Source organism: Streptomyces sp. NPDC005423, assembly GCF_040606415.1.
Taxonomy (GTDB): Bacteria; Actinomycetota; Actinomycetes; order Streptomycetales; family Streptomycetaceae; genus Streptomyces.
Genome location: NZ_JBEXET010000045.1, coordinates 1 through 25666, shown reverse-complemented (window position 1 = coordinate 25666; position 25666 = coordinate 1). Strand labels below are relative to the sequence as shown.

Sequence of the window (25666 nt, the reverse complement as noted above, 5' to 3'; positions counted from 1 at the left end):
CCGAGGAGCGGCACCCGGGGGAAGGGGTTGCCGAGGTCGCGGGCCGCTCGCAAGTCCCGGCAGTCACTCACCAGTTGGGTCCGCGGGAGGGGATCACGGGCGAATCCTCGTCGTAGGGCCCTGTCGGCTCGTCGTCCTGCTGTTGCGGTGGTGCACCGAAGTGGTGGCCGGGGGGCATGACGCCGGGGTACCCCGTGTACGCCACTCCTCCGGAAACCGGAGCGCCCGAACCCCCCGGAACCGGCCCAGGACCGTAGCCGTACCCGTATCCGTATCCGTATCCGTATCCATAGCCGGAAGGCACCGCAGCGGAGTACGCCGTGTGCACCGGTGCCCCGGAGCTCGGACCACTCGAACCCCCGGGAACCGGACCGAGCCCGAAACCGGAGGCGGAACCAGGCGGCATCGCGGCCGAATAGCCCGTGTAGACCGTCCCTCCCGAAACCCGACCGCCCGAACTCCCCATGACCGGAACGAAGTTGCTGCCCCCTGCCGCTCCCCACCCTGGTCGGGGATAGGCCTGCGGAGACCTCGCCCAGCCCTGCTGAGTCGTCCCTGCCGGTGAGTAGCCGTGTGACGGCACGGAGGGGGGCGAGAAGGCGAAGGTCGGGGCCGGTCCGGGCCAGTACTCGTCAGCGGAGGTGGGGTCACCGGTTCTGACCATCTGCACCGCCGCCCCGCCGGGAGTGGGGGGGTAGTCGTTGTCGAAGGCTGTACCCGGGGAGGGCAGGGACAAGGTCTGGTTCGCCATGGTGGCGGCCTCCCGTGAGAGGCTGCCGAGCCACCTCCCGTCGGACGCCTCGGCAATGAGCTGCCGTACCGCATCACGATGCCCCTGCTGCGAGTCGTCCGCCTTCTTCCGATGGCCGAAGATTTTTGACTTCGACTTGCCCTCCTTGAGCCTTTGCTGCCCCAGAAGGTGAGCGACGCTCTCGTCCGTCGTTCGATGACCGGCCTGAATCGTTTGGGCGGCAAGCATCAGCGTCTGCGGGGTGGAGGTGTTCCGCAGGACCGCCTCGTCGGACTCCGCCTGGGTCCTCACCAATTCGTAGGCGGAGATGAGATTGAGATTCGTCTCGTCCCGGACCAGCTGTCGAACGTGCTCTCCATCGCCCTTTCTGACCGCGCCCAGGAGGTCGTTCGCCAGCGACCGGTAGATCGTGGCCACGTCGATCCACCCGCGGCCGGTGGAAAGTGGCTTCGCCTGGACCCTCAGGAGGGTCGCCGAATTCCCGCTGAAGAACGGCGTGTGATTGTCCTGGCTGAGGATCTGCCATCCGTCCCGCCCACGCCACATAAGGTTCGTGGCTTCGGGCATCGCTCCGTCCATCGTGCCCATGTACTGCTCGTGCCCGAACCATTCGAAAGTCCGCTTCGTACGGCGGAACTGCTCGGCCGCTTCCACGTTGCTGGCGCTGTTCGGCGACTGGTAGTGCCACACGGTGAAGTTGCCCCACACTTCGCTCTCGGTCACCACCAGGGCACAGCCGTTCATCGAGGGAGTGAACACGAAATCGGCGCCGCCGGCGGCCCCACTCCCCAGCACCGGTATCTGGGTGTGGCCGACACTCCTCTCGGGATTCACCGCGGATCCCGTCATATAGGGAACGAAGTGCGCCGTCACGTACGTTTCCGGGGCGCGCAGCGAGGGAACGCGGAAATTCCTCAGTAGCGTCCGCAACTCCGCGTCCATGCCGTGGAACTGCTCCGCGTATTTCTCCACCGCCGGAGTCAACAGGTACACCGGCTGACCCTCTGTCGCCGACCGTCGAGGGTCCCTGGTCAGTACGAACCAGTGCCGGTCCTGACCGTTCATCCAATTGATGAACCTGGCCACATCGGAAGGGGAGTTCGACGACCGCGCCTGCATCCCCTCGTCCAAGCGCGAGAGCACCAGGTTGTTGTCGAGGAATTCCTTCGGCGCACGCGCGAAATACTTGACCGCTTCTTCATCGGACAACGCATTCCAGTTCCTGCCCGGTGAGCCGGCCTCCACGGCTCCGTACGGCGCGTGAGCCGACGCCTGTCCCCAGCCCGAGCCGTGACCGCCGAATCCACTCGCCATCGAGGAGTTGGCGGCACCACCACTGTGTGTGCCCCTCGTGCTGCCTGCCCTCGCGCTCGAAGTGCCCGACGTATGGGGTCGTTTCGACTGCCGGCCGGGCCCCTTGCCGCTACCGCCAGGCAGGTAGCCGCGCTCGGCTCTGGGCCGGCCCTGGGCCAGTTGTCTGGACAGTTCCTCGGCGTGGTCCTCGTCGTCGTACGTCCGCAGGTCCAGGGCGACCGTGTAGACGGCCAGCTGCCCCGGGTCCAGGGTGGCGAAGGAGGGCTCGGTCTCCGTTGCGAAAGGCGTCAGCTTCTGATGCGTCCGGACGATGTTGTGGGCCATCGTGATGTCGTCCGGGCTCGGGGCGCCCTGTGACCACTGGTCGGCCAGGTGCCTGCGCATGGCGTCGAAACCGACGGCGGAGTCCCGGTCGGTCGCGTCGCGGGGCTCCGTCTCCTCCGTAGTTCCTTCCTTCCTGGTCTCTTCCGCGGCCTTCTCCCCGGTCTCCTCCCCGGTTTCTTCTTCCCGCTGCCTCTCGCGGATCGCCACTGCCTCGGCGGTGTCCGAGGGCGGGGCTTCCTCCTCGTGCGTGGCCTCGTCGCGGTCCTGGGTCTCGTCGTCCTTCCGGGCCGGCCAGTCGACGGTGATGGTCGCCAGGCGATGGGTCAGGGGGTCCTCGTACAGCTCCCTGGGGGCATCGTCGTAGACGCTCTCGATCGTGAAGTCGTCGATCGTCAGCGGGTCGGCCGCTCCGCTCTGGAGTTCCGCCAGCCTGCGGGCCAGGGCCTGTTCCAGCGCGGCCCCCGTGTTCACCGCCCGCAGTGCTCCGGTCGCCGCGGCCGTGGTCCGCCCGTTGCCGCGGCCCGCCACCCGGATCACGGTCGGCCCGTCCCCCCGCCCGCGCTCGCGCAGGGCCCGTACGGCGATCCGGTCCACCAGATCCTGTATGTCCTGACGGCCACGGTCCGACACGGTCTTGTCGCCCCTGCCGAACAGGACGCGCGTCGGCGTCTCGGCGAGTTCGTGACGGTCCCGTCGACCGGACTCCCTCAGCGGAGTCCACTCGACGCCGTCGGGTCCCTCGTCGCCGAGGGTGACGATCGCGGTGCGGCGCTCGGCCGGGTCCATGCGGCGTCGGTCGGCGGTGTCCTCGTAGCCGTGCAGGAGAGTGAGGTCGCCGGTGGTGAGCGGGCGGCGGACGTCCGTCTGAAGGGTCCGCAACTCGGCCGCGAGATAGGCCTCCAGGGTCCGTGCGGTGTTCTTCGCCCTCGTCTTTCCGGTGGCTCCGGAGTCGGCCGAGCCGTTGCCCCGGCCGCGTACCCGGATCGCCCGTGGTGTCCGTCCGGCGGCGTGGTCGCGCAGCGCCTCCCGTGCCACCCGCCGGGCCAGCCCGCGCAGCGCTCCGTGCTCGCCGTCCGCCATCGTGCGCGAACCCTGCGGGAAGCGGACGGTCAGGGGCTTCTCCTCCGGGTACGTGGCTCCGGCGACGAAGACGGTGCCGCCGGAGACGTCCGCCGTGGTGCTGCTGTCCTCCCCCAGCGCCCCGGCGTGGGTCGGGGTGCCCGGCGTCGCGGAGACCGCGGAGGGCACGAAGATCGCGGACGGTACGGGGGCGGGCCGCGGTGCTGAGTCGGCGAACCGGTCGCCGGAGAGGGCGCTCACGCCGCGGTGGCTCGCGTTCTCCTCCGCCACGGCGGTACGTGATCGTTCGGCGTCCCGCCCGGCGGTGGCGGACGGGCGGGGCTGCTGTGCGACGGCCGCCGGGACGGTTCCGCCGGCGGAGAAGTCGTGCTGCGGTCCGTACAGACGCTTCAGCAGGGGCATGAGGCCGGGTTCGTTCGCCGCGACCCAGGCGGCACCGTTCTCCCGCTGTCGCAGGGTCCCCGGGTCGGTGCCCCGGTTCATCCGCAGATAGGTCCTCGTCAGTTGGGCGAAGTAGCCGTTCGTGTTCTCCGAGGAGGTGTTCTCCGTGGGCAGCCCGTCCAGGCCGCGGCGGATCCCGTCCGGCCATGGCGCGTCCTGTCCGAGGGCCTTCCTCGCGTCGAAGGCGGCGTCCACCAGGAGACGGTCCTCGGAGGTGAGCCCGTACAGATGGACGGCGCGGGCCAGGGCGCCCGCCACCTCGCCCAGGCCCCGCGCGAGTTCTGCCGGTGAACCCGGCGTTCCCGAGCCGAACAGGAGCGCCTGGGGGACGACCGTACCGAGCACTCCCTGAAGCGTCGTGACGTTCTCGTAGTGGTGTCCTGCGACGGGCGGCAGCCCCCGGAGATGCTTGAACTGCGGCAGGTCGGTCAGGGCCACCGCGTCCGGGAGCACCGTGACGTGAGCGCCGCCCTTCAGGAGCCGGGCCGTCACCCCCGGGTCGGCCAGCAGGCGGCTGAGCACCGTCCGGGCCCGGGCTCCTGTCTCCTCCGCGTCCCGCGCGTTCTCCGGGACGTCGACCATGAGCAGCGCCGCCGTGGCCGCGAACTCCCGGGCGGACAGCGACCGCGCTAGGTCGTCGACCAGTTCGTGGTGCAGGGACAGCCACCGCCGGTGCTCCGGGGCCATACCGAGGAGCAGGTCCGCTCGCTCCCGCGGTGTGGCTCGCGGCAGTTCGCGCAGGAGGCGTCCGGAGTCCGGGGGTCTCGTGGCGTCCTGCCGCAGTACGTCGTTCACGGCGGCCAGGCCGCTCCGCTCGTCGAAGCGGTCCGGTTCCCCGCCGAACAGGGCGCGTACGCCCTGGTACCCCTGTTCCTCCAGGACGGTGCGGTCGACGGGGTTGACCGGGACGGTGATCCCGGCGACGTCGACGGGCCCGTAGACGTCTTCGAGCAGCGGGCGCAGTCCGTGCTCGTGGTCCACCACCCATGTGGCGCCGTTCGACTTCTTCCGTCTGGTGGCCTTGTCCAGCCCCTTGTTCACGCCGAAATACACGGTGCTGAGCTGGGCGAAGTACTCGAAAACGTCCGTGGAGGAGTAGTTGTCCACCGGGTTGCCGAGCACGTCCCGGCGGATGCCGTCCGGCCAGGACCGGTCGGGGCCCTCGGCGCGCCGGGCGACATAGGCGTCATCGATCAGCCGCTTCGAGGCGTCGTCCATGCCGATGACGTGGATGAGGTGGGCCATCTCGTGGACGGCGGACGAGAACCCGTCGGGGTAGGGGGCCGTCCTCTGGTACTCCCCGAGCAGGTTCTCCTCGGGGATCACGGCGTGCGCTCCGATCCGTGCGCCTCTGACGGTGTCCCAGGGACGGCCGTCCCGGGTCGTCCCGCCCCGGAGGTGGTGGGCGAACGGCAGCTCGGTGAGCGGCGTGTCCCGTGGCAGTACCACCACTCGCGCCCCGCGACCCAGCAGTGTCCTGGCGATCCGCGGGTTCGGCAGCATACGGGAGATCAGGTCGTGCGCGACCGCGCGTGCCGAGACCGGCCGGTGCGTGCCCGGCGGGACCTCGACCATCAACTCCGCGGCGAACCGGCCGAATTGGGCGGGAGTGAACTCGGTGGCGAGGACGTCCATCAGCATGGTGTTGGCCTTCAGCTCCGCCCGGTCCTGTGGCGACATAGCCGCGATCGTGCCGTCGGCGAGCAGTTGCCGGTGGGCTCGCGCCACGGCCTGCGGGATGAGGGCGGCGGGGGGTGCGGTGGACGAGCGGCGCGCCCCGACCGTGAAGGTCACTTCGTCGTCGCTGTCGTCGCTGTCGTCGCTGTCATAGCTGTCGTCGGAGTCGTCGGGCTCGTGCGTGGCGGCCGTCGGGTCCAGGTCCGGGTCGGCCGGGACGGCGGAGCCGGGCCCGGTCCGGACGGCCGGCCCGGCGTGGGTCCGCCCGCCGGAGAGCGTGGAGACGCTTCTCTCCGGGAGCGGGGGCGGCAGCTGGCCCGGGACGGGGGCGCCGGCCGGGGCGCGGTCGACCTGGTTCTCGCTCTCGTCCGTGAGCCAGCCGCTGTGCGCCCAGCGCTCCACCTCGAAGGGGTCCATGGCGACACCGTGCTCGGACCCGTCCACCTCGCCGAGACCGTAGGTGGCGCTCTGTTCGTAGGCGGCCCTGGTGAAGGTCAGGGGGCCGGTCAGGAACGCCCCGCCCGCCGCCAGTTCCTCCGCGTTCCAGGTGACGATGGACTCGTCGATCGCGTCGATGACGCGTCGGAAGAACGACGACTCGGGGACGGTCGACATCAGGGCGTTGCCGAACCGCCCATGGGTCATGGCGTACGAGGCGACGTCCACCATGCTCAACTCGTCCGGACGCAGCCGCAGTTGCTCGGCGAACTCAGCGCGCTGCTCCCGGAAGCTCGCCTGGTCACGGAACATGGGGCCGATGAGCGGGATGTCGGAGCGGCCCATCTTGCGCGGCTGGGAGAACAGGTCCACCGTGCCGGGTTCGAGGTCGACGTCCGCGTAGGTGCCGCCCTCGTACAGCATGATGCCGAGCCGCGCGGCGTCCGAGGCGACCGGGAACGCCGCCGGGGTCGTGCGCGCCCGGTCGTAGACGGAACGCAGCTTCTTCAGGCGCTGGTTGACGAGGGTGAAGCCGTCGTCGCCGTCGGCGGGCGCCCGGTCGGGCGGGAACAGGTCACGGACCGAGCGGAACCTGATGCCGGCCTCCTCGAAGGCCTGGCCGGTCTCGGTGCTCCAGGTGCTCAGCGACGGCTTCTCCGCGCTGTCGCCTGCCATGACGACCGGGGTGGTGTCCGTCCACATCTGTACGGTCCAGCCGTGTGTGCGGGCGGTCTCGGCCCAGGCCAGCACGTTGGCGACGGCGGCGGGCGAGAGCGGGCGGCCGACCCAGAAGAAGTTGACGGTCCTGGGCGGGGACTTCATCCCGGTCCCGTTCGAGGCGTGACCGAGTTCCCCGGTGACCCATTCCTTGAGGTGCCGGGCCTCGTCCTGGAACCGGGTGCCCTCCAGCCGGGCGGCGCGTTTCGTCAGCCGGTCCCGCACGATACGGACGGCGCTCAGCCGGGAGGTTCTCCCGAGTTCGGCGACCCGCTTCCGCACGCTCTCGGTCTGTGCCTCGGTCAACGGGCCGTTCCAGCGCACCAGTTCACCGACGGGGGTGTCGGCCGGCGGGGGTTCCTCGCGCAGCGGGGGCAGGTCGGGGTAGAGGTGGCGGACGGCTTCGTACTTCTCGTTCTCCTCGCGGTTCGTGTGGACCGGGTTGGCGGGGCCTGTCCGCAGGAGGACCGGATGGGTGCCGTAGAGGCGTTCCAGGAGGGCGCGCAGGGGGCCCTCGTGGGCGCGGACGTAGTCGGTGCCGTTGTTGCGGGGGCGTCCGGTGGCCGCGTCGGTGCCCGTGTTGACGCCGAGGTAGGCGTTGCTGAGCTGGGCGAAGTACTCGTGGGGGTCGGTGGCGGAGTAGTTGTCGGTGACCCGGCCGCGCAGGTCGCGGCGTATGCCGTCCGGCCATTCGGTGTCGGGGCCCTTCGCGGTCTTGTTCCGGAAGGACCGGTCGATCGCCGCACGGTCCGCGGTGGAGAGTCCGTAGGTGTGGACGATGTGGGCCAGCTCGTGCGCGGCCGTCGAGTAGCCGTCGGCGTACTCGCTGTCCGGCAGCGGGGAGGTCTCGCCGAGGAGGTTCTCCTCACTGATCGCGGTGTTCTTACCCGAAGTGCCGCGTACGTCGTCCCAGACCCGGCCGCCGGAGAGCGTCCGCCCGGACAGGGCCGTGAACGGCGCCACGGCGGTCAGGGGGACGTCCTTGGGGATCACGGTGACGCGCGCGCCGCTGGTCAGGACCCGCTCGGCCGTCTCCGGGTCCCGCAGCAGCGCGGCGAACAGGCGGTGCGCCTCCCGGCGCGCGGAGACCGGCTGGTCCACGCCGGGCGCCACGTCGACCATGAGGGCCGCGGCGGTCCGCGCGAACTCCCCGCGGGTCAGCGATTTCCGCAGATCGTTGACCAGTTGGCGGTCCGTGGCGAGCCAGGCCCGCTCGTCGTCGGTCATGCCGAGGAGCGCCGCCCGACGCTCGGCGGGCGTCATCACCGCCAGGGGCAGCGCCAGCACACGGGGGTGCCCGAGTGGCCGGACCGGGGTGGGCACGCTGACGGGCGACGCCACGTGCTGCCGGCCGGTGGTGGCGAACGTGGTGCCGCCGGAGACGGGCGGCGGGGCGGGCAGCGCCTGGTCACCGGGCGGCCGTTCGAACCGCGAACGGCCCTGCGCGGGCGGCCCCGGCCGGGGGGTGTGCTGCGGCGGGGGCTGGTTGGCCGCGAGCGTCCGGGCCAGTTCTTCGAGGGCCGGGACGTCGTTCGGGTCACGGACGAGGGCGGCCGCGACGGCGTACACCGCGCGGTGGGAGAGCGGCAGGTCCCCGAACTCGGGCTCCGCCTCCACCTGGAAGCCCGTCACCCGCTGATGGGTACGGACGACGGTGAGGGCGATCTGCAGGGCCGCCTCGCGCCGGGGGTTGACCGCCCCCGCCAGATAGGCCCACTCGTTGTGCAGGACCTCCGGGGCGAGTTCCTCCTGTGCCGGGTTGAGCGGCGGGCTGTAGTCGAGCGTGATCCTTACGGTGTTCGCGGGGCGGGGCTGCGCGGTGGTGGAGGGTGCCGTCTCCTGCGACCTGCTCCGGGCCCGGGCGCCCGTCTCGATGCGGAAGTCGTCGGCGGTGACCGGGTGTCTGCGGTACGCGGGCTGCTTGTTCCGCAGGACCTCGGCGAGCCGGTCGCGGACATAGCGTTCGGCGGACTGCTCACGTGCCGCGCCCTCGTCCCTCGTCCCGGTGCCGGGCAGCACGAACCGGGCTCGTCGGGCGGGCTCCGTGTTGATGCCGAGCACGGGCAGCGGCACTCCCGTCGCCACGTTGATCAGCGCCTGTTCCGCGGCCAGTTCGACCAGGGTGTCCAGCTCCCGTGCCTGGTCCGCCCCGATGGCGGTCACGCGTTGGGGGAAGGTGAGGACGAGGGGTTCAGACAGGAAGGAGGGCTTCCGCGCCTTGGCGGCGTCGCGGCGCCTGCGGGCGGCGGCACCGGCACCGAGCACCGCGCCGGGCGGCGGGGGCGGCCCCTGGTCGGTGGCGGCGGGATCGGTTGTGGCACGTGTCCGGGTGGCCATCCGGCCGAGCCGGTCGGCGGCGTCCGGTGACAGGTCGTTCAACCGGGCGAGCAGGTTGTCGCTGGCTCCCTTGTCGCGCAGCATGGCGGTGAGCGCGGTCGGCCGGCCGGGGCGCGCGGGCGGGGCCCAGGGCGCGGCGGGCGGCAGGTCGTCCACGGGGCTGTCACCGGTCAGCTCGTTGTCGGTGATCATCACCGGGGACGCGACCGGGACCGGCCCGTCGACCGGGTTCATCGCCGAGTAGTGGTTGCCTCCCTCGTAGAAGACGTGCAGGGAGCGTGCGGCGGACGGGTTCAGCGGGTTGGCGAAGGCGAGGTCGTCCAGGCCCTCGACCGGCTGCACCGGCGTGATGTTCAGATCCAGCGCCAGGGCGGTGAGCTGCGGCACCTGGTCGTAGAACGGGGTCGTCCACATGTCGACGTTGCGCGCCGCGCTCTCGGCGACCGCGCCCGGGGTGAGCGTCTGTAGGTCCTGGAGCTGGGGGAACATGCGCTGGAGGCCCGGGTACGAGCTGATCAGGGACGTGTAGAGGGCCTGGCTGCGGGGAGTGACCGCGGCGAGTTCACGGGCCGCCTGCTCCCGCAGGGACGTCAGCCGCAGCTCCGCGACGAGTCGCCGGCGGTCCGCCGGGCGGATCTGCGTGGGATCCGGCGTGAAGTCGGGCAGCAGGGCGGCGGCCATACCCGCCGTGAAGTCACCGATGACCGCCCGGTCGGCGGGGTCGGGGAACTGGCGCAGCAGCTCCCGCACGAACTGCGGCCGGCTCAAGTCGCGGTCGATCGCGGCCAGTTGTTCTGGGGTGGGCTGGGGAGCCGTGCGCTGGAGGAGGTGTTCCAGCTGCGGGAGGCTCAGGTCGTTGATGATCACCCGGACGGGAGAGGGGCCGGAGTCGAGTTCGGCGCGCCGCGCCACCGCCGCCGCGCTGCTCCCGGCGAGCCAGTCGCCCACGTGGTCGCGCAGCTGCCGTACCGTCAGGCTGGCCGTCGGGGAGCCGGGCAGCTGGCGGGAGAGGCCGGCGAGTGTCGCGGTCATGAAGCAGTCGCCGTCCGGTTCCACCCGCAGCACCTCGAACGGGCGGTCGTCGACGTCGACCGTGCGGAACACCTCGCGGCGAGCGTGGCCCGGCAGTGAGGTGTCCGGCCCGCGCCTGGTGGCACTCGCCGGCGCGCTCCGGTCACGGCCCGCCACGTCGGGGCCGCGAACCCCCTTGGGCTGCTGCCTCGGCCGGGTCCGTCCGCCGGACGCCGCGTCGGCCGATGTGCCGGTGTTCGTGGCTGGCAGGGAGGAGGCGGTCGAGACGGCCGGGCGCTGTCCCGCGCCGGTCCGCGAGGACTCCGCGGACCGATCCTGCTCCATGGAACCGGTCGCCCGGGTGCCCGGCTGGTTCGCGGTGGCTCGGGGTGGGAGGGGGAGACGACGGGAGCGCGGCTGTGCCGCGTCCGTCGAGGTCGAGGTCGAGGTTGGGGCGGTCGTCGAGGTGGTCGAGGTCGACGTGGTGGCGGTGGGGACCGTGGGGACGGCCGCCGGTGTCGTGTTCGACGCGGTCGTCGTGATCGTCGCGGTGCGCCGGGCGGGCTCGACGGACCCAGCGGCGCTGGATCCCGACGCCGAGCGGGGGCCCCGGGGCCCGAAGACGCGCTCGTGGCGGTTCGTTCCGCCGGACGTGCCTTCGCCCGGCCGTCCGTGCTCTCCCTGTCGGGTGCCGCCGGGCAGGTAGCCGCGTTCCGCCCTCGGCCGCCCCTGGGCGAGCCGCCGGGAGAGGGTCTCCGCGCGATCGATGTCACCGTGCGTGCTCAGGTCGAGGGCGACCGCGTAGACGGCCAGCTGGCCCGCGTCCAGGTCGGCGAAGGAGGGCCGCTCGGCGGGTTCGAACTCCGTCAGCCTCTGGTGCGTACGGACGATGTTGTGGGCGGTGGTGATGTCGTCCGGTGCCGGCGCGTTCGCCGCCCAGGCCGCGGAGAGTTCTTCGCGCGGGGTGACGCCTTCCAGCTGCGCGGAGGTGTCGGGGGTGGGCGACCCGGTGGTCGTGGGCCGGCTCGACGGGGATGATCCGGTGGCCGTGGTGGGCCGTGCCGTCCCGGCCACGGGCGGCACGGAACGGTCCTCCGCGCGGCCCTTCTCCGAGGTCGCGGCGGGAGTGGAGGTTTGGGCGGTCTCGGTGGTCCGCGCGGACTCGGCGGCGGGGCTACGGCGGCCGGTGGCCGGGGAGGACGTGGTGGACGGGCGGTTCGCGTCGGCGGGCGGTGCGCCGGCGGTCCGGGCCGCTTCCGGGGCCGCCGCTCGACGGCTGTCGAGGGAGGCCGTATCGGCGCGGTTCGCCTCGGGCGCCGGCGTGTTCATGGCCCGGTTGGTGCCGGCCGTGGGCGAAGTCGCGTTCGTGGAAGGGGTGTTGGTCCCGATCGAGCTGCCCGGAGAGGTCGTGGTCGTGGGCAGCGCGGTCGTGCCGGACGCCGTGCCGTCCTCGGCCATCGGCTCCGTGGCGACGTCGGGTCGGTCGGTGCCCAGGTTTTCGTCGGGCACGGCGCGCTCCGTGACGGGCCGGGTGCCCGAGCCTCCCGTCGTACGGGGGGTGTGCGCCGACTCGGTGTCCGTCACACCGGTGCGGCCTGTGCCGGTCCCGGTGGTCCCGGTGGTTTCGGTGGTCGGGGTGGTCGGGGCGGTCACGCCGGGTGCGCCGATCCGGTCGAGGACGTCGAGGGCGTTCACGTCGGTGCCCAGGGCCTGGCGGGTCTTGCCGTTCCCGGTGGCGGTGATGGTGCCGCCCGTCGTGGAGGAGGTGCCACGTGAGCTGGTGGGGACCGCCGCGCCGGTCACGCCTCCGGTGTCCTTCGCCCGGAGCGCCGAGTCGTCGTAGGCTCCGCGGACGTTCCCGACCGCGTGGGTCACGCCCTCGCCCAGCACATCCGACGTCTGCTCACTGACGGCCGAGGTCCAGAACGTCGTCGCGAACGCGCTCCACGAGAACGGCGTCCCGAAGAACGCCATCGCCAGCAGCGTCTCGGGCAACGCCTCCGTCAGACCGTCCGCCACGAACTCCGACACCCGCCGCGGCGACGACGCAAGCCACTCCCCGAACGCATGGGGCGAATTGCCCGTGCCGCTCCCGCCACTCGGGAGGTCCCGCCCGGACTTCGACGTGACGTCCCCCGACAGGTCCTTGAACAGCCCCCGGCTCCCGCTCTTCGCGAACATCCCGTTGAAACGGTTGGCAAGGTTGCGCAGGGGGCCCGACAGCCAGCCCGCCGCACCACCGAAGGCGGCGCTCTGCCACACCGCCCGCCAGTCCACCCCCGACGGCCGCATGTCCGGACCGTTGAATGCCATCAGCCCCAGCCGCACCACCAACGTCTGGAAGGCCTCCTCCAGCGCCTCGCTCAGACTCGGCATCAGGTGCGTCCGCCGCAGGAACAGGTCGAGCGCCGTCAGGAAGGCCGCTGAGCTCCGCGCCTTCGCCGCCGCGGCCTGACCCGCCGCCGCCGGGTTGATCCACGCCGTCGCCGCCAGGATCGTCAGCTCGATCACCAGACGGATCAGCTCCGCGATGATCTGCCACTTGCTCTCCTGGATGTTCAGCGACTGGTCGCGGTGGCCCGCCGCGACGTCCCGCAGACTCCGCTCGTACTCCCGCAGGTAGTTCGTCCCGCCGTCCGCGCCCGTCAGCACCGACATCGCCCGCACGTACTCACGGCCCGCGTCGCCCGGCAACGAGTCACCGATGTGCGCCACCGAGTAGCCGATGTCCTGCTCCAACTCCCGCATCCGGCGCCCGAATTCGGCCAGCTTCTGGCTGGAGACCCGCGCCCCCGTCTCACTCGCCTGCGGCAGCCCCGTACCGATCAACGCGATCAGAACACCGTTCATCGCCTCCGAGACCCTCAGATCACCCATGGTTCACATCCCGCTCTCAGTGCCTGCCGTACTGGGCCTCTTCGGCCGCGATGCCGTCGTACGCCTCGTCCTGTGCGCGCTCGACGTGCTTCGCGGAGCCGGCGGTGTTGCCGACGACGGAGACGATGGCCTCGGTCACCTGCTGACCGGAGCCGAGGGTCTGCCGGTAGTTGCGCTTGATCTGCGGGCCGACCTGCCCTGCGTAGTCGTCGTCGACGCCCGCCCAGCCGGTGAGCGTGTTCCGGTAGTGCTCCAGGTCGCTGACCACGGCGTGGGCGTGGTCAGCGATGTCCGCCAGTAGCTGGGCGCCCCTGCGGGTCAGATAGGGGTTTGCCTCGAACGAGCTCGCCATGGTGCTTCTCCTTCGTCTCTCGGGCCCGCGCTGTCTGCCGGGGCCGCCCGGTCCGCCTCACGGCTGCGCCGGGTCCTCCACGATCTCGTCGCGCAGCCTGCCTGCCTGCTTACGTCGGGCGGCCGCGCCGCCGTCCTCGTCGTCGGCGGAGCCGAACAGCAGCTCCCAGTCGATCTCCGCGCCCGGCATCCCCGGCAGCCGGGGCACGCTCTCGGAGATCGGCCGGTAGGTGTCGGTCACCTGGCGGGCCATCCGGGCGCGGGCCTGGCCGATCGTCTCCAGCAGTACGGCGGAGAGCTGTGCCGGGGCCATCGACCGGTACGTGCCGTCGTGGAACCGCAGGTTCCGCACGTCTCCCTGGGCGCCCACGGTGACCTCCACCGAGCGGTCCTTGGACGTCACGGTGACGGACGCCTCGCGCAGTCTCCGCTCGGCGTCGGCGACCGCCGCCCTGGTGGACTCCAGGGCCTGCATGGCCTTGGCGAGCCGTTCCTCGACGGATTCCATGGTCTGTCTCCTTCGGTTCCGCGCTCGGTGGCGCTCAGTCGTCGCGGCCCAGGACCGCGGGGGCGGTGTCCTCGTCGGTGCCCCAGATCTCCTCGTCCTCGGACAGCCAGGTGGTGCGGTTGCGTCCCTCGCTCTGGGTGGCTTGGCCGCCCTGTCCCGCGCCGGCGCCGGGAGGCATGAACGGCATCCCCGAGCTGGTGGTGGCCCGGGCCGCGGCTTGTTCGGTGGTCGTGGCCGACCGGGCGGCGGCAGTGCGCGCGATGCCGCTGCCCGCGTCGGCGTCGGCGTAGCCGGACCGGACGCGTTCGGCCGCGGTCATCTCGCCGTTGAGGCCCCCCATGCGGGAGGCGGCGGCGAGCGCTCCGGGGTTGAGACCGGAGGACCCGGTGAGGCCGGCACCGGACGAGACTCCGCCGCCGAGCGCGCCGGAGAGCGACGAGGTGTAGGGGACGTCGTCGTAGAGGAAGTCGCCGTCCTGTGTCGCGGTGGTGAGGGAGTCGGTGGGGGACGCGGTGCCGTTGAGGAGGTTGTCGAGTGCGCCGTTCAGGCCGGTGCCGGTCGAGGTGCCGGAGCTGTTGAGGCCGGTGCCGGAGGTCACCGTCGTGCCCGAGCCGTCGGGGGACAGCGAGGAGGTGTCGACTCCGCCGGTGCCGGGGGCGTCGACGGTGTAGGTGCCGTCCGGTTCGAGGGTGCTGACCAGGCCGTCGGGGTACTTCGTGGTGATGCTGCCGTCGGAGTTGAGGGAGGTGGTGCTGCCGTCGGGGTTGGTGACGGTCTGGCCGGGCTTCAGGTCGAGGTCGCTGACTCCGCCGTCGGCGTTCTGGACGGTGTAGGAGCCGTCGGGGTCGAGGGTGACCTCGCTGCCGTCCGGATAGGTGGTGGTCACGGAGCCGTCGGCGTTCTGCGTGGAGGTGCTGCCGTCGGCGTCGACCAGGGTGGTCCGGCCGTCCGGGTCGGTGGTGAGGGTGCTGCCGTCGGGGTACTTGGTGACCTCGGTGCCGTCCGGGCTGGTGGTCCTCGTACTGCCGTCGGGGTTGGTGACGGTGATGCTGCCGTCCGCGTTGATTTTCGTGCTGCCGGAGCTGGACGAACCGGTGCCGTTGAGCGCGCTGTTGAGCAGCGAGGTGTAGGTGGGCGAGCTGCCCAGGTCGGTGGTGCTGCCGCTGCCGCCGGTGCTGTCGGTTCCCGTCCCGTCGCCCGACAGGCCGTCGGTGCCGAGGATGTCGTTGAGGTCGCTGTTGAGGTCGGTGGTGCCGACGCTGCCGCCGCCGGTGCCGGTGCTGCCCGAACTCCCCCCGGACATCAGGTCGTTGAGCGCGTCACTGGTGGACGAGCCCACGCCGTTCAGCGCGTCGTTGGTGGACGAGGCGATGTCGTTGAGGGCGTTGCTGACGGAGGAGTTCTGGTTGTTCAGCATGTTCGCGATGTCGCTGACATCGAAGCCGGAGTCGCTGTTGCCGTCGTTGCCGCCGCCCGTCGTGGTGAGGGTCGCGGACGGCGCCTCCTCGAAGCCGTAGCCGGGGTCCCAGTCGGTGTTCATGAGTTTCGACCAGGCGCCGCTGAGGGTGGTCGTCGCTGTGTCGGCCGCGGGGTCCAGATGGGCGGTGACGCCGTTGTTCCAGCGGGCCACGGCCTCCTGGCCGATCTTCGCCCAGTTGGCGGGGTCGGTGAGGCTGCCGTACGCCGGTACGTTCTCCTTGAACCCCTCCATGAGGTCGTACCAGTAGTCGGTGCCGCCGTACGCGGTGCCGTAGGTGTTGGAGTGGGTGACCACCTTGCCGGCGTTGTTGGTGTCGAGCCACTGCTTGATCTCGGTGAGGACGTCACGCATCACGTCCTCCGGGTTCCAGTGGCCGGCGGGGGTGTTGGCGGAGCCGTCCGGCGCCTTTCCGGTGACGGTGCCGCTCTGGTCGCCGTGCCACTTCGTCCAGGCGTCCCTGAGCGTCTTGACGGCCGTGCTCAGGGCGTGCTCCGCCTCGATCAGACCGTTGCCCTGGAAGGTCTTGCTGGCATAGCCGTCGACGACGCTCGCGCTCTGGGTGCTGAAGCCGTTGGGCGCCAACTGCTCGTCGTAGTGCTTGTACTGCTTGCGCAGGGTGTCGAGGAGGTTGACGAAGACGCCGGCCGCGTTGCCCTGCCAGGCCGCGTCGTCCCGTCCCATGGCGTTGACCCAGCCGTCGAGCCGCGTCTGGTGCTCCTCGAAGAACACTTTCGCCCGGTCGAGGGACTTGGCCCGGTAGGAGAAGGTGCCCAGGTCGACGGAGTCGGTCTCCGTCACGGCCAGTCCGTCGAAGGAGAAACCGGTGGTCTTCCAGGGGGAGGCCTGGAGCTGGTCCAGGGCGGACGCGACACCGTTGGCGTACTTGTGGAAGTTGGTCCCGCTCACGCCGCTGCCGGTCTGCCACGCGTAAGTGACCTTCGCGACATACAGGTTGAGGGACTTCGCGTTCTCCATCGGACCCGCGTCGCCGGTGCCCGCGAAGAACAGCACGTAGTTCCCGCCCTGCGCGGCCAGCCGCTGGGCGGCGGCCGTCGCGTCGGTCTTCCCGACGTTGGAGATGGTCACGGAGAACCAGGGGGTGTCGACGCCGTCGTCACCGCTGCCGCCGTTGAGGCCGGCCTTGCCTTGGAGGTCGCTGGTGACCGTGCCCCTGGCCGGAACCTTCCATCCGGTCATCAGGTAGACCGCCTGCTCCCACTTGCCTTCGTCTGCCATGGTGCTGGGAACTCCTGGTGGGTGGGGGTCAGGCGGAGCCGGTGCCGCCGAGGTCCTGGCCGACGTCGGCCATGGACGAGATGAACCGGTCGGTGGCCAGGGCCTGCAACGAGGACCCGGAGGTGTTGAGCAGGGTCGTCACGGTGTCCCTGAGGTCCCGCTCCATGTCGTTGAAGAGCTTCTTCTGCTTGACGAAGACCTGGTCGACGTTCTTCGCCAGCGCGACCGTGTTGGTCCGCAGCGTGTCACCGTGCACCGTGCCGGCGGTCCCCATGGGGCCGATGGCGAGCTGTCTGTCGGGGGTGGCGCTGAGCGCCGAGTGGATGGTGAACAGCGACTCGATGGGCGGCTGGTCGGCCGAGTCGTCGCGGATCTTCGTGAGGTCTCCGCTGAAGGTCGTCAGTTCGTGTTCGACGAACGAGGTCAGCTGGCTCGCGTCGAGGTGCGTGAGGTCTGCCATGTCTCTTCTCCCTTCCGGGTTGCTTGCCGGGTTGCTTGACGCGCCGCTGTGGCCGGGACGCCCCGCCGGACGGCGGTGCGGCACGGCGGGCGTGCGACACGACCGCCGGCGGTGCGGCCCGGCCCGCAGGTCAGGACAGCTCGCTCCACATCTGGGTGAGGCTGTTCTCGGTCTGCCGGTAGTTGTTCGAGACCTCACCGAGCAGCGTGGCGTGGGACATCAGCAGCTGCTCCATGGCGATGACCGCGTTGTTCCAGTCGCGCTGCGCGTCGGTGTAGGCCTGGGCGTCGGAGCCCTGCCAGGTGGCCTTCAGCTCTCCCAGCTCGGCTTCCAGGTTGTCCAGCGTGGTCTCGATGGCCCTGGTCTGCTGGATCAGGTCCTCCACGCCCTGCTCGACGTGGTTGTACTCGACGTGGATGACACCGTCGGCACTCATGGCAACTCCTCGGGTCGTAAGGGTGGTTTCCCGGTCGGCCGGTCGACCGGTCAGCCGGTCAGCTGGCTGTAGGCGGAGTCCGACGTGCTCTGCGAGGTGCGCACCATGTCGGTGTTGGCCGACTGGGTGGAGTTGTGGTGCTGCATCGTCGTGTTCAGGTTGTTGATCAGGCCTTGCAGCTTGTTGAGGATGATCTGCGCCTGGCCGTCCCACTGCTGGAGCAGCTTCTGGAACTCCCGGCCGTCCTCGGAGGCGGAGCTGTAACTGGTGGCCAGGCCGCCCGCGGTGGTGTCCACGTCGGTCTTGCAGCGCTGGATGCCCGCGTGGGCGCTGGTGAGGGCGTTGATGCCGAGGAGTGTCGACGACTGCGACGACTGCTGGATCGGTGTGCTCACGGGTTACCTCTTTCCACTGGGTGCGGCGGTCGGATGCTGTCGGTCGTGCTGTCTCCCGGTCCCGCCTCGGCGGGACGGTCCGGGACGGGCCGGGGTGGCTCGGGGGCCGCTGGTGGTCACTCCTCCCCGCCCGCGGCGAGGCCGGAGGCGGAGGTGGCGGCGTGACCGGTGGGGGTGCCGTCGGCGGGTCCCCTCGGCGTCCCGGCGGCGTCGTCGCGCGCTGGGCCGCCGGTGCAGCCCCCGGCCTGTGTGGTGTGTGCGGCGGTGGCTCCGGAGGCCGCGTCGGGATCGAGGTCGGGGCCGGTCGGGAGCATCTCCAGGAGCGTCGAGGGCAGGGCCGCCGGCCGCGTCCCGCCGTAGCCGAGATCCGTGACGGCCTGCCCCGAGGGCATGCGGTACTTCACTCCCGTGTCGGTCACCAGGTACGTGGTGTCGCCCAGTTCCCCGCCCCCCGCACCCAGCGCGCGCACCACGGCTCCGGCGCCCGGCCGTACCGCGACGGCGTCCACGGGCGAGCAGGCGGCCTGCACCCCCTCGGGTGCCACGGCGGGCGAGGCTTCCAGGGTGGAGACCACGGCGACGCTCGTCACCGGGCCGCCGTCCGTGGGTTCCACGTTCACGCAGAGGTCCTGCCGTCCGGCGGGCTCCACCAGCCGGGGCGGGCCCGAGGGCCACTGCGCGGAATCGGTGTCCCCGGTGCCGGAGCGGGCGAGATGGGCGTCGAGGGTGTCGGTGGCCAGCGCCACCGCGGCCGGCGGCTCACCGCCGTAACTGTCCTTCCTGGTACGGGGATCGCCCAGTACGAGCGCCGCCTGGGTGGCGTCGACGGGGCGCAGACCCTGCCCGGTCAGCAGGTAGTAGCGGACCGGGCCGTCCGGGACCTGCACGGTGAACACCTGGCCCACGCGGGTGGCGTGGCCGTCGAGCGACGGGCCCGCCGTGCCCCGTCCCGGCACCGCGAGGGGCGCCAACTCCCGTCCCAGGGGCAGGCTGTTGAGGAACTCGGCGGAGACGTTGCGGGCGGTGGCGTCACCGTAGCCGAGGGCGCGCTGTGCGCCGTGCACGGTGTCGAGGGGCAGCCGGCGGCCGTGCCAGACCAGGAACCGGTCGCCGCCGGCGGAGATGACCAGGAGTGCCTGTCCGGTGGTGAGCCCGTCACCCTCGGGCGGCTCGGAGCCGATGACGAGGGTGGTAGTGGCCGACCGCTTGCCGTCGTCGGCCGTGTACCTCCCGGAACACACCAGCCAGGGGCCCGAGTTGACGTCCGAGGCGGCGGGCAGGTCGTCCGGGGCGCCGGTGATGCCGACGGCGGTTCCGCGCGGGGTGCCGTCCAGGGAGGCGCCGGAGACCATGCGGGTGGCGAGGTCGGAGCCGCCGATCAGCCGCGCCGAGGCGTAGTTGCGGATCGGGTGCAGGACACCGTCCTGGTAGATGTAGCGGGTGCCGGTGTCCTTGCGGACGATGACGGCGTCGGCGCTCTTCCAGGAGTCGTCGCCGCCAGGTGACATCACCCCGAACAGGACACAGCCCGCGGCGCCCAGGGCGCCCAACAGCAGCCCCCAGGCGGCACCGCGGCTGGTGCGGCCCATCGGGCTCTCCGGCGCGTCCGGATCGGTGAGCAGCATGCCGGAGGTGAGGCGGCTCATCATGAAGACGTGCGCCTCGACCTGGTCGCGCTTGGACTGCACCGGATCCTCCCTTCCTTCTCGTCTCTGGCTCTGTCGTCGTCACCTGCCGCGCGCACCCGGTACATGGCGCGCGCCCAGGGACCGCTCCACGCGCTCCGGCCGGTCAGCCGAGGACGCCGCGCATCCGGCCGTAGACGCCGAGCACCCAGAGGACCAGGGGCAGCAGGGCGATCGCCGACGCCGAGTGCAGCAGTTCCGCGGCTCTGCCCCAGTGGGGGACGAGGCGGCGGCCCGGCAGCGCCCAGCAGAGCGTGGCCAGCGCGGCGGCCAGGCCGGACAGCAGCACGACGAGCAGCAGCCGGTCCGTGGTGCCGGAGCGCAGGGCGAGGGAGAGGACCAGGACGGCCGCGCCCCACAGGCCGGGCACCAGCACCGACACGCGTTGGACGGCGTTGCCGATGCCCCGGCTGTGCAGGGTGAGCAGCAGGGCGAGGACGAGGGTGGTGACGCGGGCCTGGGTGGTGGGCTCACCGCCCAGGGCGGTGAGGGCGCCCGCGCAGATCACCCCCACCGCTCCGTACAGCGCGGTCATCCAGCCCTCGGCGCGGATCGTGCGGACGACGAGGCGCTCGCCGGGTTCGGGGTCGATGCCCTGCTGGAGTTCCTCGGCGTTGGTGGGCAGCGGAGGCATACGGAGTCCCGCCAGCCAGAACGACGCGGCGGGGACGCTCGCGCCGAGCAGGGTGGCGACGACGGCGATGAGCGCGGCGGCGTGCGCGGCCGGCAGTCCGGCGAGGACCATGAGCAGTCCGGCCAGCCAGACGGCGACCGCGACCACGGCCGAGGCGAGGAAGAAGCGGGCCGGCCCCGAGATCAGGATCAGGGCAAGTCCCGAGCCCGCCGCCGACGCCGCGGCGGCGGACAGCAGTCGGCTGCCGGTCGAGGCGGAGCCGTCCCCCGCGCCCAGTACGGGCAGCAGCCAGCCGGCGGCGCCCAGGCAGGGTCCGGCCATCACGGCGAGCGCGGTGGCGGTGCCGTTGTCGGCCATGGCACGGCTGGCCGCGGCGGCCCCGGCGAGCAGGACCACGCCCATCAGCGCCTCGGTGACGGCGCGTACGGCGACGTGGGCGCCGGGCAGCACGAGGATCGCCAGGGCGACGGCCACCGAGCACACCAGCAGGGCGCGCAGCAGCCAGCGGGTCGCGTCCTGGGACCACTGGTGGGGGCGCTCGCGCAGGGTGGCGGCCATGCCGTCCACCAGGTCGTCGAAGTGCGCCTCGGGCAGGGTCTCGACGCGCGGTCGCAGGTAGAGGGTGTCGCCGTCGCGGAGTTGCAGGGAGTGCGCGGTGGCCTCCAGGTCCAGCGGTGTGCCGCCGAGCCGCTGGAGCACCCAGCCGCCGTGTTCGAGTCCGGTTTCCTCCAGGTCGTCGCCGGCGTAGCCGATGACGACGGGCAGCAGATCGGCGATCGGGACGTCCGAGGGCACGGCGAGATCGACGGACCGTTCGGACGTCCGTATGTTCACGCGGCAGAGACCGGCCAGCGCGTTGTCGCTCACACTCCTGCCTTTCTTCTTCGGCTCTTCTTCAGCAACTCTTGGGACACGCAGGGCTGTTGGGGTCCCGAAGTTCTTCGACGGCCCGTCGTGCGGGCGGATCCGGACGGGGCGGGGCGGGCGGGGACACCGATTACTGACGGTCCGGCCGTCCGCCCCGCAAGCACCGGGGCGATCGTAGGCAGGCCTGTGTGAGGGAAAACTGACCGGCGACGAGGGTCGCTGTGCCCGGACCGTACGGCCGTGCCGGCGCCGTCGCGGGGCCGGGGAGGGCGGTGCGTGTCCCGCCGGAGCCGGTCACGGCCGCCGTGCTCCCCCTCCGGGGACGAACACTTTTTACGCACTCGGGGCCGCCTAGGATCCCCGTGGGGTTCGTGGAGACGCTCCCGGCCGCGAGAGGCGGCCGGCGGGGCGAGGGCCGGGCGGCGGAGCCCGTGCGGCGATTCGCCCGGTGTCCGCCCGGCGTCCGCCGTACTCCGTCCGAGGGCGGGAGCACGTCGAGGGACCCGAACCCTCCGGACCCCCACCGAAGGAGCGTCATCCCGTTGTCCGTCGAACTCTTCCGCAGGCCGGCCCGCCGTCGCGGTCCCGACATGCCCCAGGGCGAACTGGCGCTCCAGGAGCCGCCCACCCTGCCGGAGACGCAGGCGGACTCGTCCGCCGTCTGGACCTTCCTGCCCATGGGCATGATGTCCGCGTCGATGCTGGTGATGTTCCTGCGGCCGGGCGAGAACTCCGCCCTCAGCTACATAGCCATGGGCATGATGATGCTGTCCATGGTGGCGATGCTGGTCGGCCAGATGATGCGCGGCCGGGGTGAGCGCAAGCGCCGTACGAAGGGTGAACGGCGGGACTACCTACGGTACTTGGCGCAGGTGCGCAAGAAGGTCCGCCGTGCGGTGACCGAGCAGCGGGAGGCTCTGGTCTGGCGCCATCCCGACCCCGCCGTGCTCTGGTCGATGGTGCGCACCACCCGGCTGTGGGAACGCCGCCCCGCCGACGACGACTTCGCCGAGGTGCGGATCGCCGTGGGCGACCAGCGGCTCGGGGTGCGGCTGAGCCCGGTCTCCACCAAGCCGGTCGAGGACCTGGAGCCACTGAGCGCGAACGCCCTGCGGCGGTTCATCCGCGCCTACTCGACCGTCCCCGACCAGCCCGTCGCGGTCTATCTGCGCGCCTGGTCGAAGGTGCTGACCCGAGGCGACGAGCACCGGATCCGGTCGGCCGCCCGCGCCCTGGTGGCCCAACTCGCCGCGTTCCACGCCCCGGAGGACCTGTGGGTGGCCCTGTGCGTGTCCGACGAGCGGCGGGCCGACTGGGAGTGGCTGAAGTGGCTGCCGCACTCCCAGCACCGGCACGACCGTGACGGCGCGGGACCGGTCCGCCTCGTCGCGCCGTCGGTCACCGAACTGGAGAACCTGCTCGGCGCCGAGTTCCAGGAGCGGCCCGCCTTCGACCCGGACGCGGTGCCGGGGCGCGAGGAACCGTTCACCGTGATCGTCGTGGACGGCGGCCAAGTCCCCGCCGGGCACCGGCTGGACGGACAGGGCTTCCGCAACAGTGTCGTCGTCGACCTGTCGGGCGCGCTGACCTGGCGGCCCGGCCGTACGACACTGCGCCTGGACTTCACCGACCCCGAACTGCGCCTGGTGCGCACCGACCGCAGCCGCCAGGAGCAGACCACCACCCTCGGCCGCCCCGACCGGATGGGCCCGGCGGCGGCCCGGACGCTGGCCGCGCTGCTCGCCCCGTACCGGCTGAGTCTGGCCACCGACAGTACCGAACCGCTCGCCTCCGACGTCCAGTTGACCTCACTGCTCGGCATCGCCGACCTGCACCAGCACGATCCGGCGGACTACTGGGCCGCCCGCTCCGGGGCCACCGAGCGGCTGCGCGTGCCGATCGCGGTCGGCGCGGACGGGGCGCCCGTCGAACTCGACATCAAGGAGTCCGCGCAGGGCGGCATGGGCCCGCACGGCATGCTCATCGGCGCCACCGGCTCCGGCAAGAGCGAACTGCTGCGCACCCTCGTCCTCGGACTGGCACTGACCCACTCCTCACAGACCCTCAACTTCGTGCTCGTCGACTTCAAGGGCGGCGCGACCTTCCTCGGCCTGGAGGAACTCCCGCACACCTCCGCGGTGATCACCAACCTGGCCGACGAGGTCGCGCTCGTCTCCCGCATGCAGGACGCCCTGCACGGCGAACTGATGCGCCGTCAGGAACTGCTGCGGGCCGCGGGCAACTACACCTCCGCCCTGGAGTACGAGAAGGCGCGCGCCTCGGGCACCCCGCTGGAGCCGCTGCCGAGCCTGTTCGTCGTCGTCGACGAGTTCAGCGAACTGCTCGCGGCGCACAGCGAGTTCATGGAGCTGTTCGTCATGATCGGCCGTCTCGGGCGGTCCCTGGGCGTCCACCTGCTGCTGGCCTCCCAGCGTCTGGACGAAGGCAGGATGCACCAGTTGGAGAGCCACCTCTCCTACCGCATCGGTCTGCGCACCTTCTCCGCCATGGAGAGCCGGGGTGTGCTCGGCGTGCCCGACGCCTACCAGCTCCCCTCCCAGCCGGGCAGCGGCTATCTCAAGAGCGGGGTGGAGGCGCTGACCCGGTTCCGGGCCGCGTACGTCTCCGGGACCTACCGGCGTCGGCGCGGCGCCCTGGCCCGCGCGCAGGTGGCCGGGCAGGTCACCCCCTGGAGCGTCGGCTGGATCGCGCCGCGACAGCTGCCCGAGTCCGTGGTGCGGGCGGAGGCGGAGGCCGCCGCCGCCGAGGAGGCGAACGCTCGGAGCCTGCTCGCCACGGCCGTGGAGCGGCTGCGCGACTCGGGTCCCGCGGCCCGCCAGGTGTGGCTGCCGCCGCTCGGACTGCCGCCGACCCTGGACCAGTTGCTGCCACCGACGGCGCCGGACGCCGAGCGCGGCCTGACGGTCCCGGCCGGCGGGTCGGGGGCGTCGGCGGTGGCGCGGGGCGGTCTGCGGGTCCCGATCGGCATCGTGGACCGGCCGTTCGAGCAGCGCCGGGACCACCTGGAAGTGGATCTGTCCGGGGCGGGCGGCCATGTGGCGATCGCGGGCGGCCCGCAGAGCGGCAAGTCGACCTTGCTGCGCACCTTGATCACCGCCCTCGCCCTCACCCACACCCCGCGCGAAGTCCAGTTCTACTGTCTGGACTTCGGCGGTGGCAGCCTGACCGGGCTCGCCGGGCTACCCCACGTCGGCGGTGTCGCGGCCCATGTCGACGGGGAGCGGATCGGCCGGACCGTCGGGGCGGTGGCCTCGCTGCTGGCCGAACGCGAACGGTTCTTCCTGGAACACGGCATCGACTCCATGTCGACGTACCGCAAGCGGCGGGCGGCCGGGGAGTTCCCCGACGAGCCGTACGGCGACGTGTTCCTGGTCGTGGACGGCTGGGGCACCCTGCGGCAGGACTTCCTCGACCATGTGGCCACCCTGTCGCAGTTCGCGCTGCGCGGCCTGAACTACGGTGTGCACCTCATCGTCACCACCACCCGGTGGGTCGAACTCGCCGCTCAGGTCAGGGATCAGGTGGGCACCCGCCTGGAACTGAAGATGGGTGACCCGATGGAGTCGGTGATCGACATCCGGCGGGCCCGCTCGGTGCCCCGGGTCCCGGGCCGCGGCCTGACCCCCGAGACCAAACTGCACTTCCTCGCCGCGCTGCCGCGGCTGGACGGCGTGCGGCACCAGGAGGACCTGGCGGACGGCGTCGCGCAGGTCGTCAGGTCCGTCGCCGAGCACTGGGCGGGGCCACCGGCGCCTCCCGTGCGGATGCTGCCGGCACGGCTCTCCGCCGCCGGACTGCCGCCCGCCGAGGGCGATCTGCGCGTCGCGCTCGGTGTGGAGGAGGAGAAGCTGGCGCCCGCCTGGCACGACTTCTCCGAGCACCCCCACCTGGTCGTCGTCGGTGACGCCGAGACCGGCAAGACCAACCTGCTCCGGCTGGTCGCGAAGGGCATCACCGAGCGCTACACCCCCGCCGAGGTGCGGGTCCTCGTCGTCGACTACCGCCGGGAACTCGTCGAGGCGGTGCCGCAGGAGTACCGGCTCGGCCACGCGGTCTCCGTGGACCAACTGCGGGAACTGGCCGACGGCGCGGCCCGCGCGCTGCGCAGCCGGATGCCGGGTCCGGACATCGCGCCGTCCCGGATGCCGCTGCGGGACTGGTGGCAGGGGCCGACCCTGTTCGTCCTCGTCGACGACTACGACCTGATCAACGCGCCGCTCGGGCGCAGCCCCTTCGAACCGCTGCTGGACTTCCTGGCGCTCGGCTACGAGGTCGGTTTCCACCTGGTGGTGACACGGTCCGCCGCGGGCGCCGGACGGGGCCTGGGCGACTCGGTCCTGCGCCGGATGCTGGAGATCAACACCCCGGGCCTGCTGCTGTCCTGCCCGCCGTCCGAGGGGTATCTGTTCGGCAGCGTCAAGCCCCGAGTCCTGGTGCCGGGCCGGGCGCTGCGCATCACCCGCCGCAAGACGTTCCAGGTGCAGACGGCTCTGCTGGGCGAGGACTGACACCGCGGAGGGGCCCGGCCCCCCCGCCGGGGGCCCCCCCGGGGGGCCCTGTTCCCCCCCCCCGCGCCCCCACCCCGGGGGTGGGGCGGCCGGGCGGGGGGGGGGGGCCGCCCCAACC

Annotated in this window: 10 protein-coding genes; 1 reads left to right on the top strand and 9 read right to left on the bottom strand. The window is 72.0% G+C overall.

The annotated features are described in order from the left end of the window. Positions 1-67 precede the first annotated feature (67 nt). From ABZT12_RS32530 to eccD, 9 genes are all read right to left on the bottom strand, one after another. Entirely contained in the window at positions 68-12967 is a 12900-nt protein-coding gene (locus tag ABZT12_RS32530) for a hypothetical protein (RefSeq protein ID WP_356391247.1), read from the bottom strand. 16 nt (positions 12968-12983) lie between these two features. Beyond that, the gene (locus ABZT12_RS32525) at positions 12984-13319 is read right to left on the bottom strand and encodes a hypothetical protein (RefSeq protein WP_356391245.1); all 336 of its coding nucleotides are present in this window, start codon (positions 13317-13319) and stop codon (positions 12984-12986) included. Between the two features lie 57 nt (positions 13320-13376). Further along, positions 13377-13826 carry a YbaB/EbfC family nucleoid-associated protein gene (locus ABZT12_RS32520; protein ID WP_356391243.1) on the bottom strand — a complete coding sequence of 150 codons (450 nt, stop codon included), beginning with the start codon at positions 13824-13826 and terminating at the stop codon, positions 13377-13379. Between the two features lie 34 nt (positions 13827-13860). Then, entirely contained in the window at positions 13861-16542 is a 2682-nt protein-coding gene (locus tag ABZT12_RS32515; RefSeq protein WP_356391241.1) for an AAWKG family protein, read from the bottom strand. A 28-nt stretch (positions 16543-16570) separates the two neighbouring features. Further along, on the bottom strand, positions 16571-17002 hold the full coding sequence (locus tag ABZT12_RS32510; RefSeq protein ID WP_356391239.1) for a type VII secretion system-associated protein: 432 nt from the start codon (positions 17000-17002) through the stop codon (positions 16571-16573). Between the two features lie 130 nt (positions 17003-17132). Beyond that, complete coding sequence (locus tag ABZT12_RS32505; protein WP_081546522.1) at positions 17133-17438, bottom strand: WXG100 family type VII secretion target; 306 nt, start codon at positions 17436-17438, stop codon at positions 17133-17135. 50 nt (positions 17439-17488) lie between these two features. Continuing rightward, the gene (locus ABZT12_RS32500; RefSeq protein ID WP_356391237.1) at positions 17489-17833 is read right to left on the bottom strand and encodes a hypothetical protein; all 345 of its coding nucleotides are present in this window, start codon (positions 17831-17833) and stop codon (positions 17489-17491) included. Between the two features lie 116 nt (positions 17834-17949). Further along, on the bottom strand, positions 17950-19521 hold the full coding sequence (gene eccB / locus ABZT12_RS32495; RefSeq protein ID WP_356391235.1) for a type VII secretion protein EccB: 1572 nt from the start codon (positions 19519-19521) through the stop codon (positions 17950-17952). A 103-nt stretch (positions 19522-19624) separates the two neighbouring features. Next, positions 19625-21019 carry a type VII secretion integral membrane protein EccD gene (gene eccD, locus ABZT12_RS32490; RefSeq protein ID WP_356391233.1) on the bottom strand — a complete coding sequence of 465 codons (1395 nt, stop codon included), beginning with the start codon at positions 21017-21019 and terminating at the stop codon, positions 19625-19627. A gap of 542 nt (positions 21020-21561) precedes the next feature. Here eccD and eccCa point away from each other — a divergent pair. Further along, positions 21562-25548 carry a type VII secretion protein EccCa gene (eccCa, locus tag ABZT12_RS32485; protein WP_356391231.1) on the top strand — a complete coding sequence of 1329 codons (3987 nt, stop codon included), beginning with the start codon at positions 21562-21564 and terminating at the stop codon, positions 25546-25548. Positions 25549-25666 lie beyond the last annotated feature (118 nt).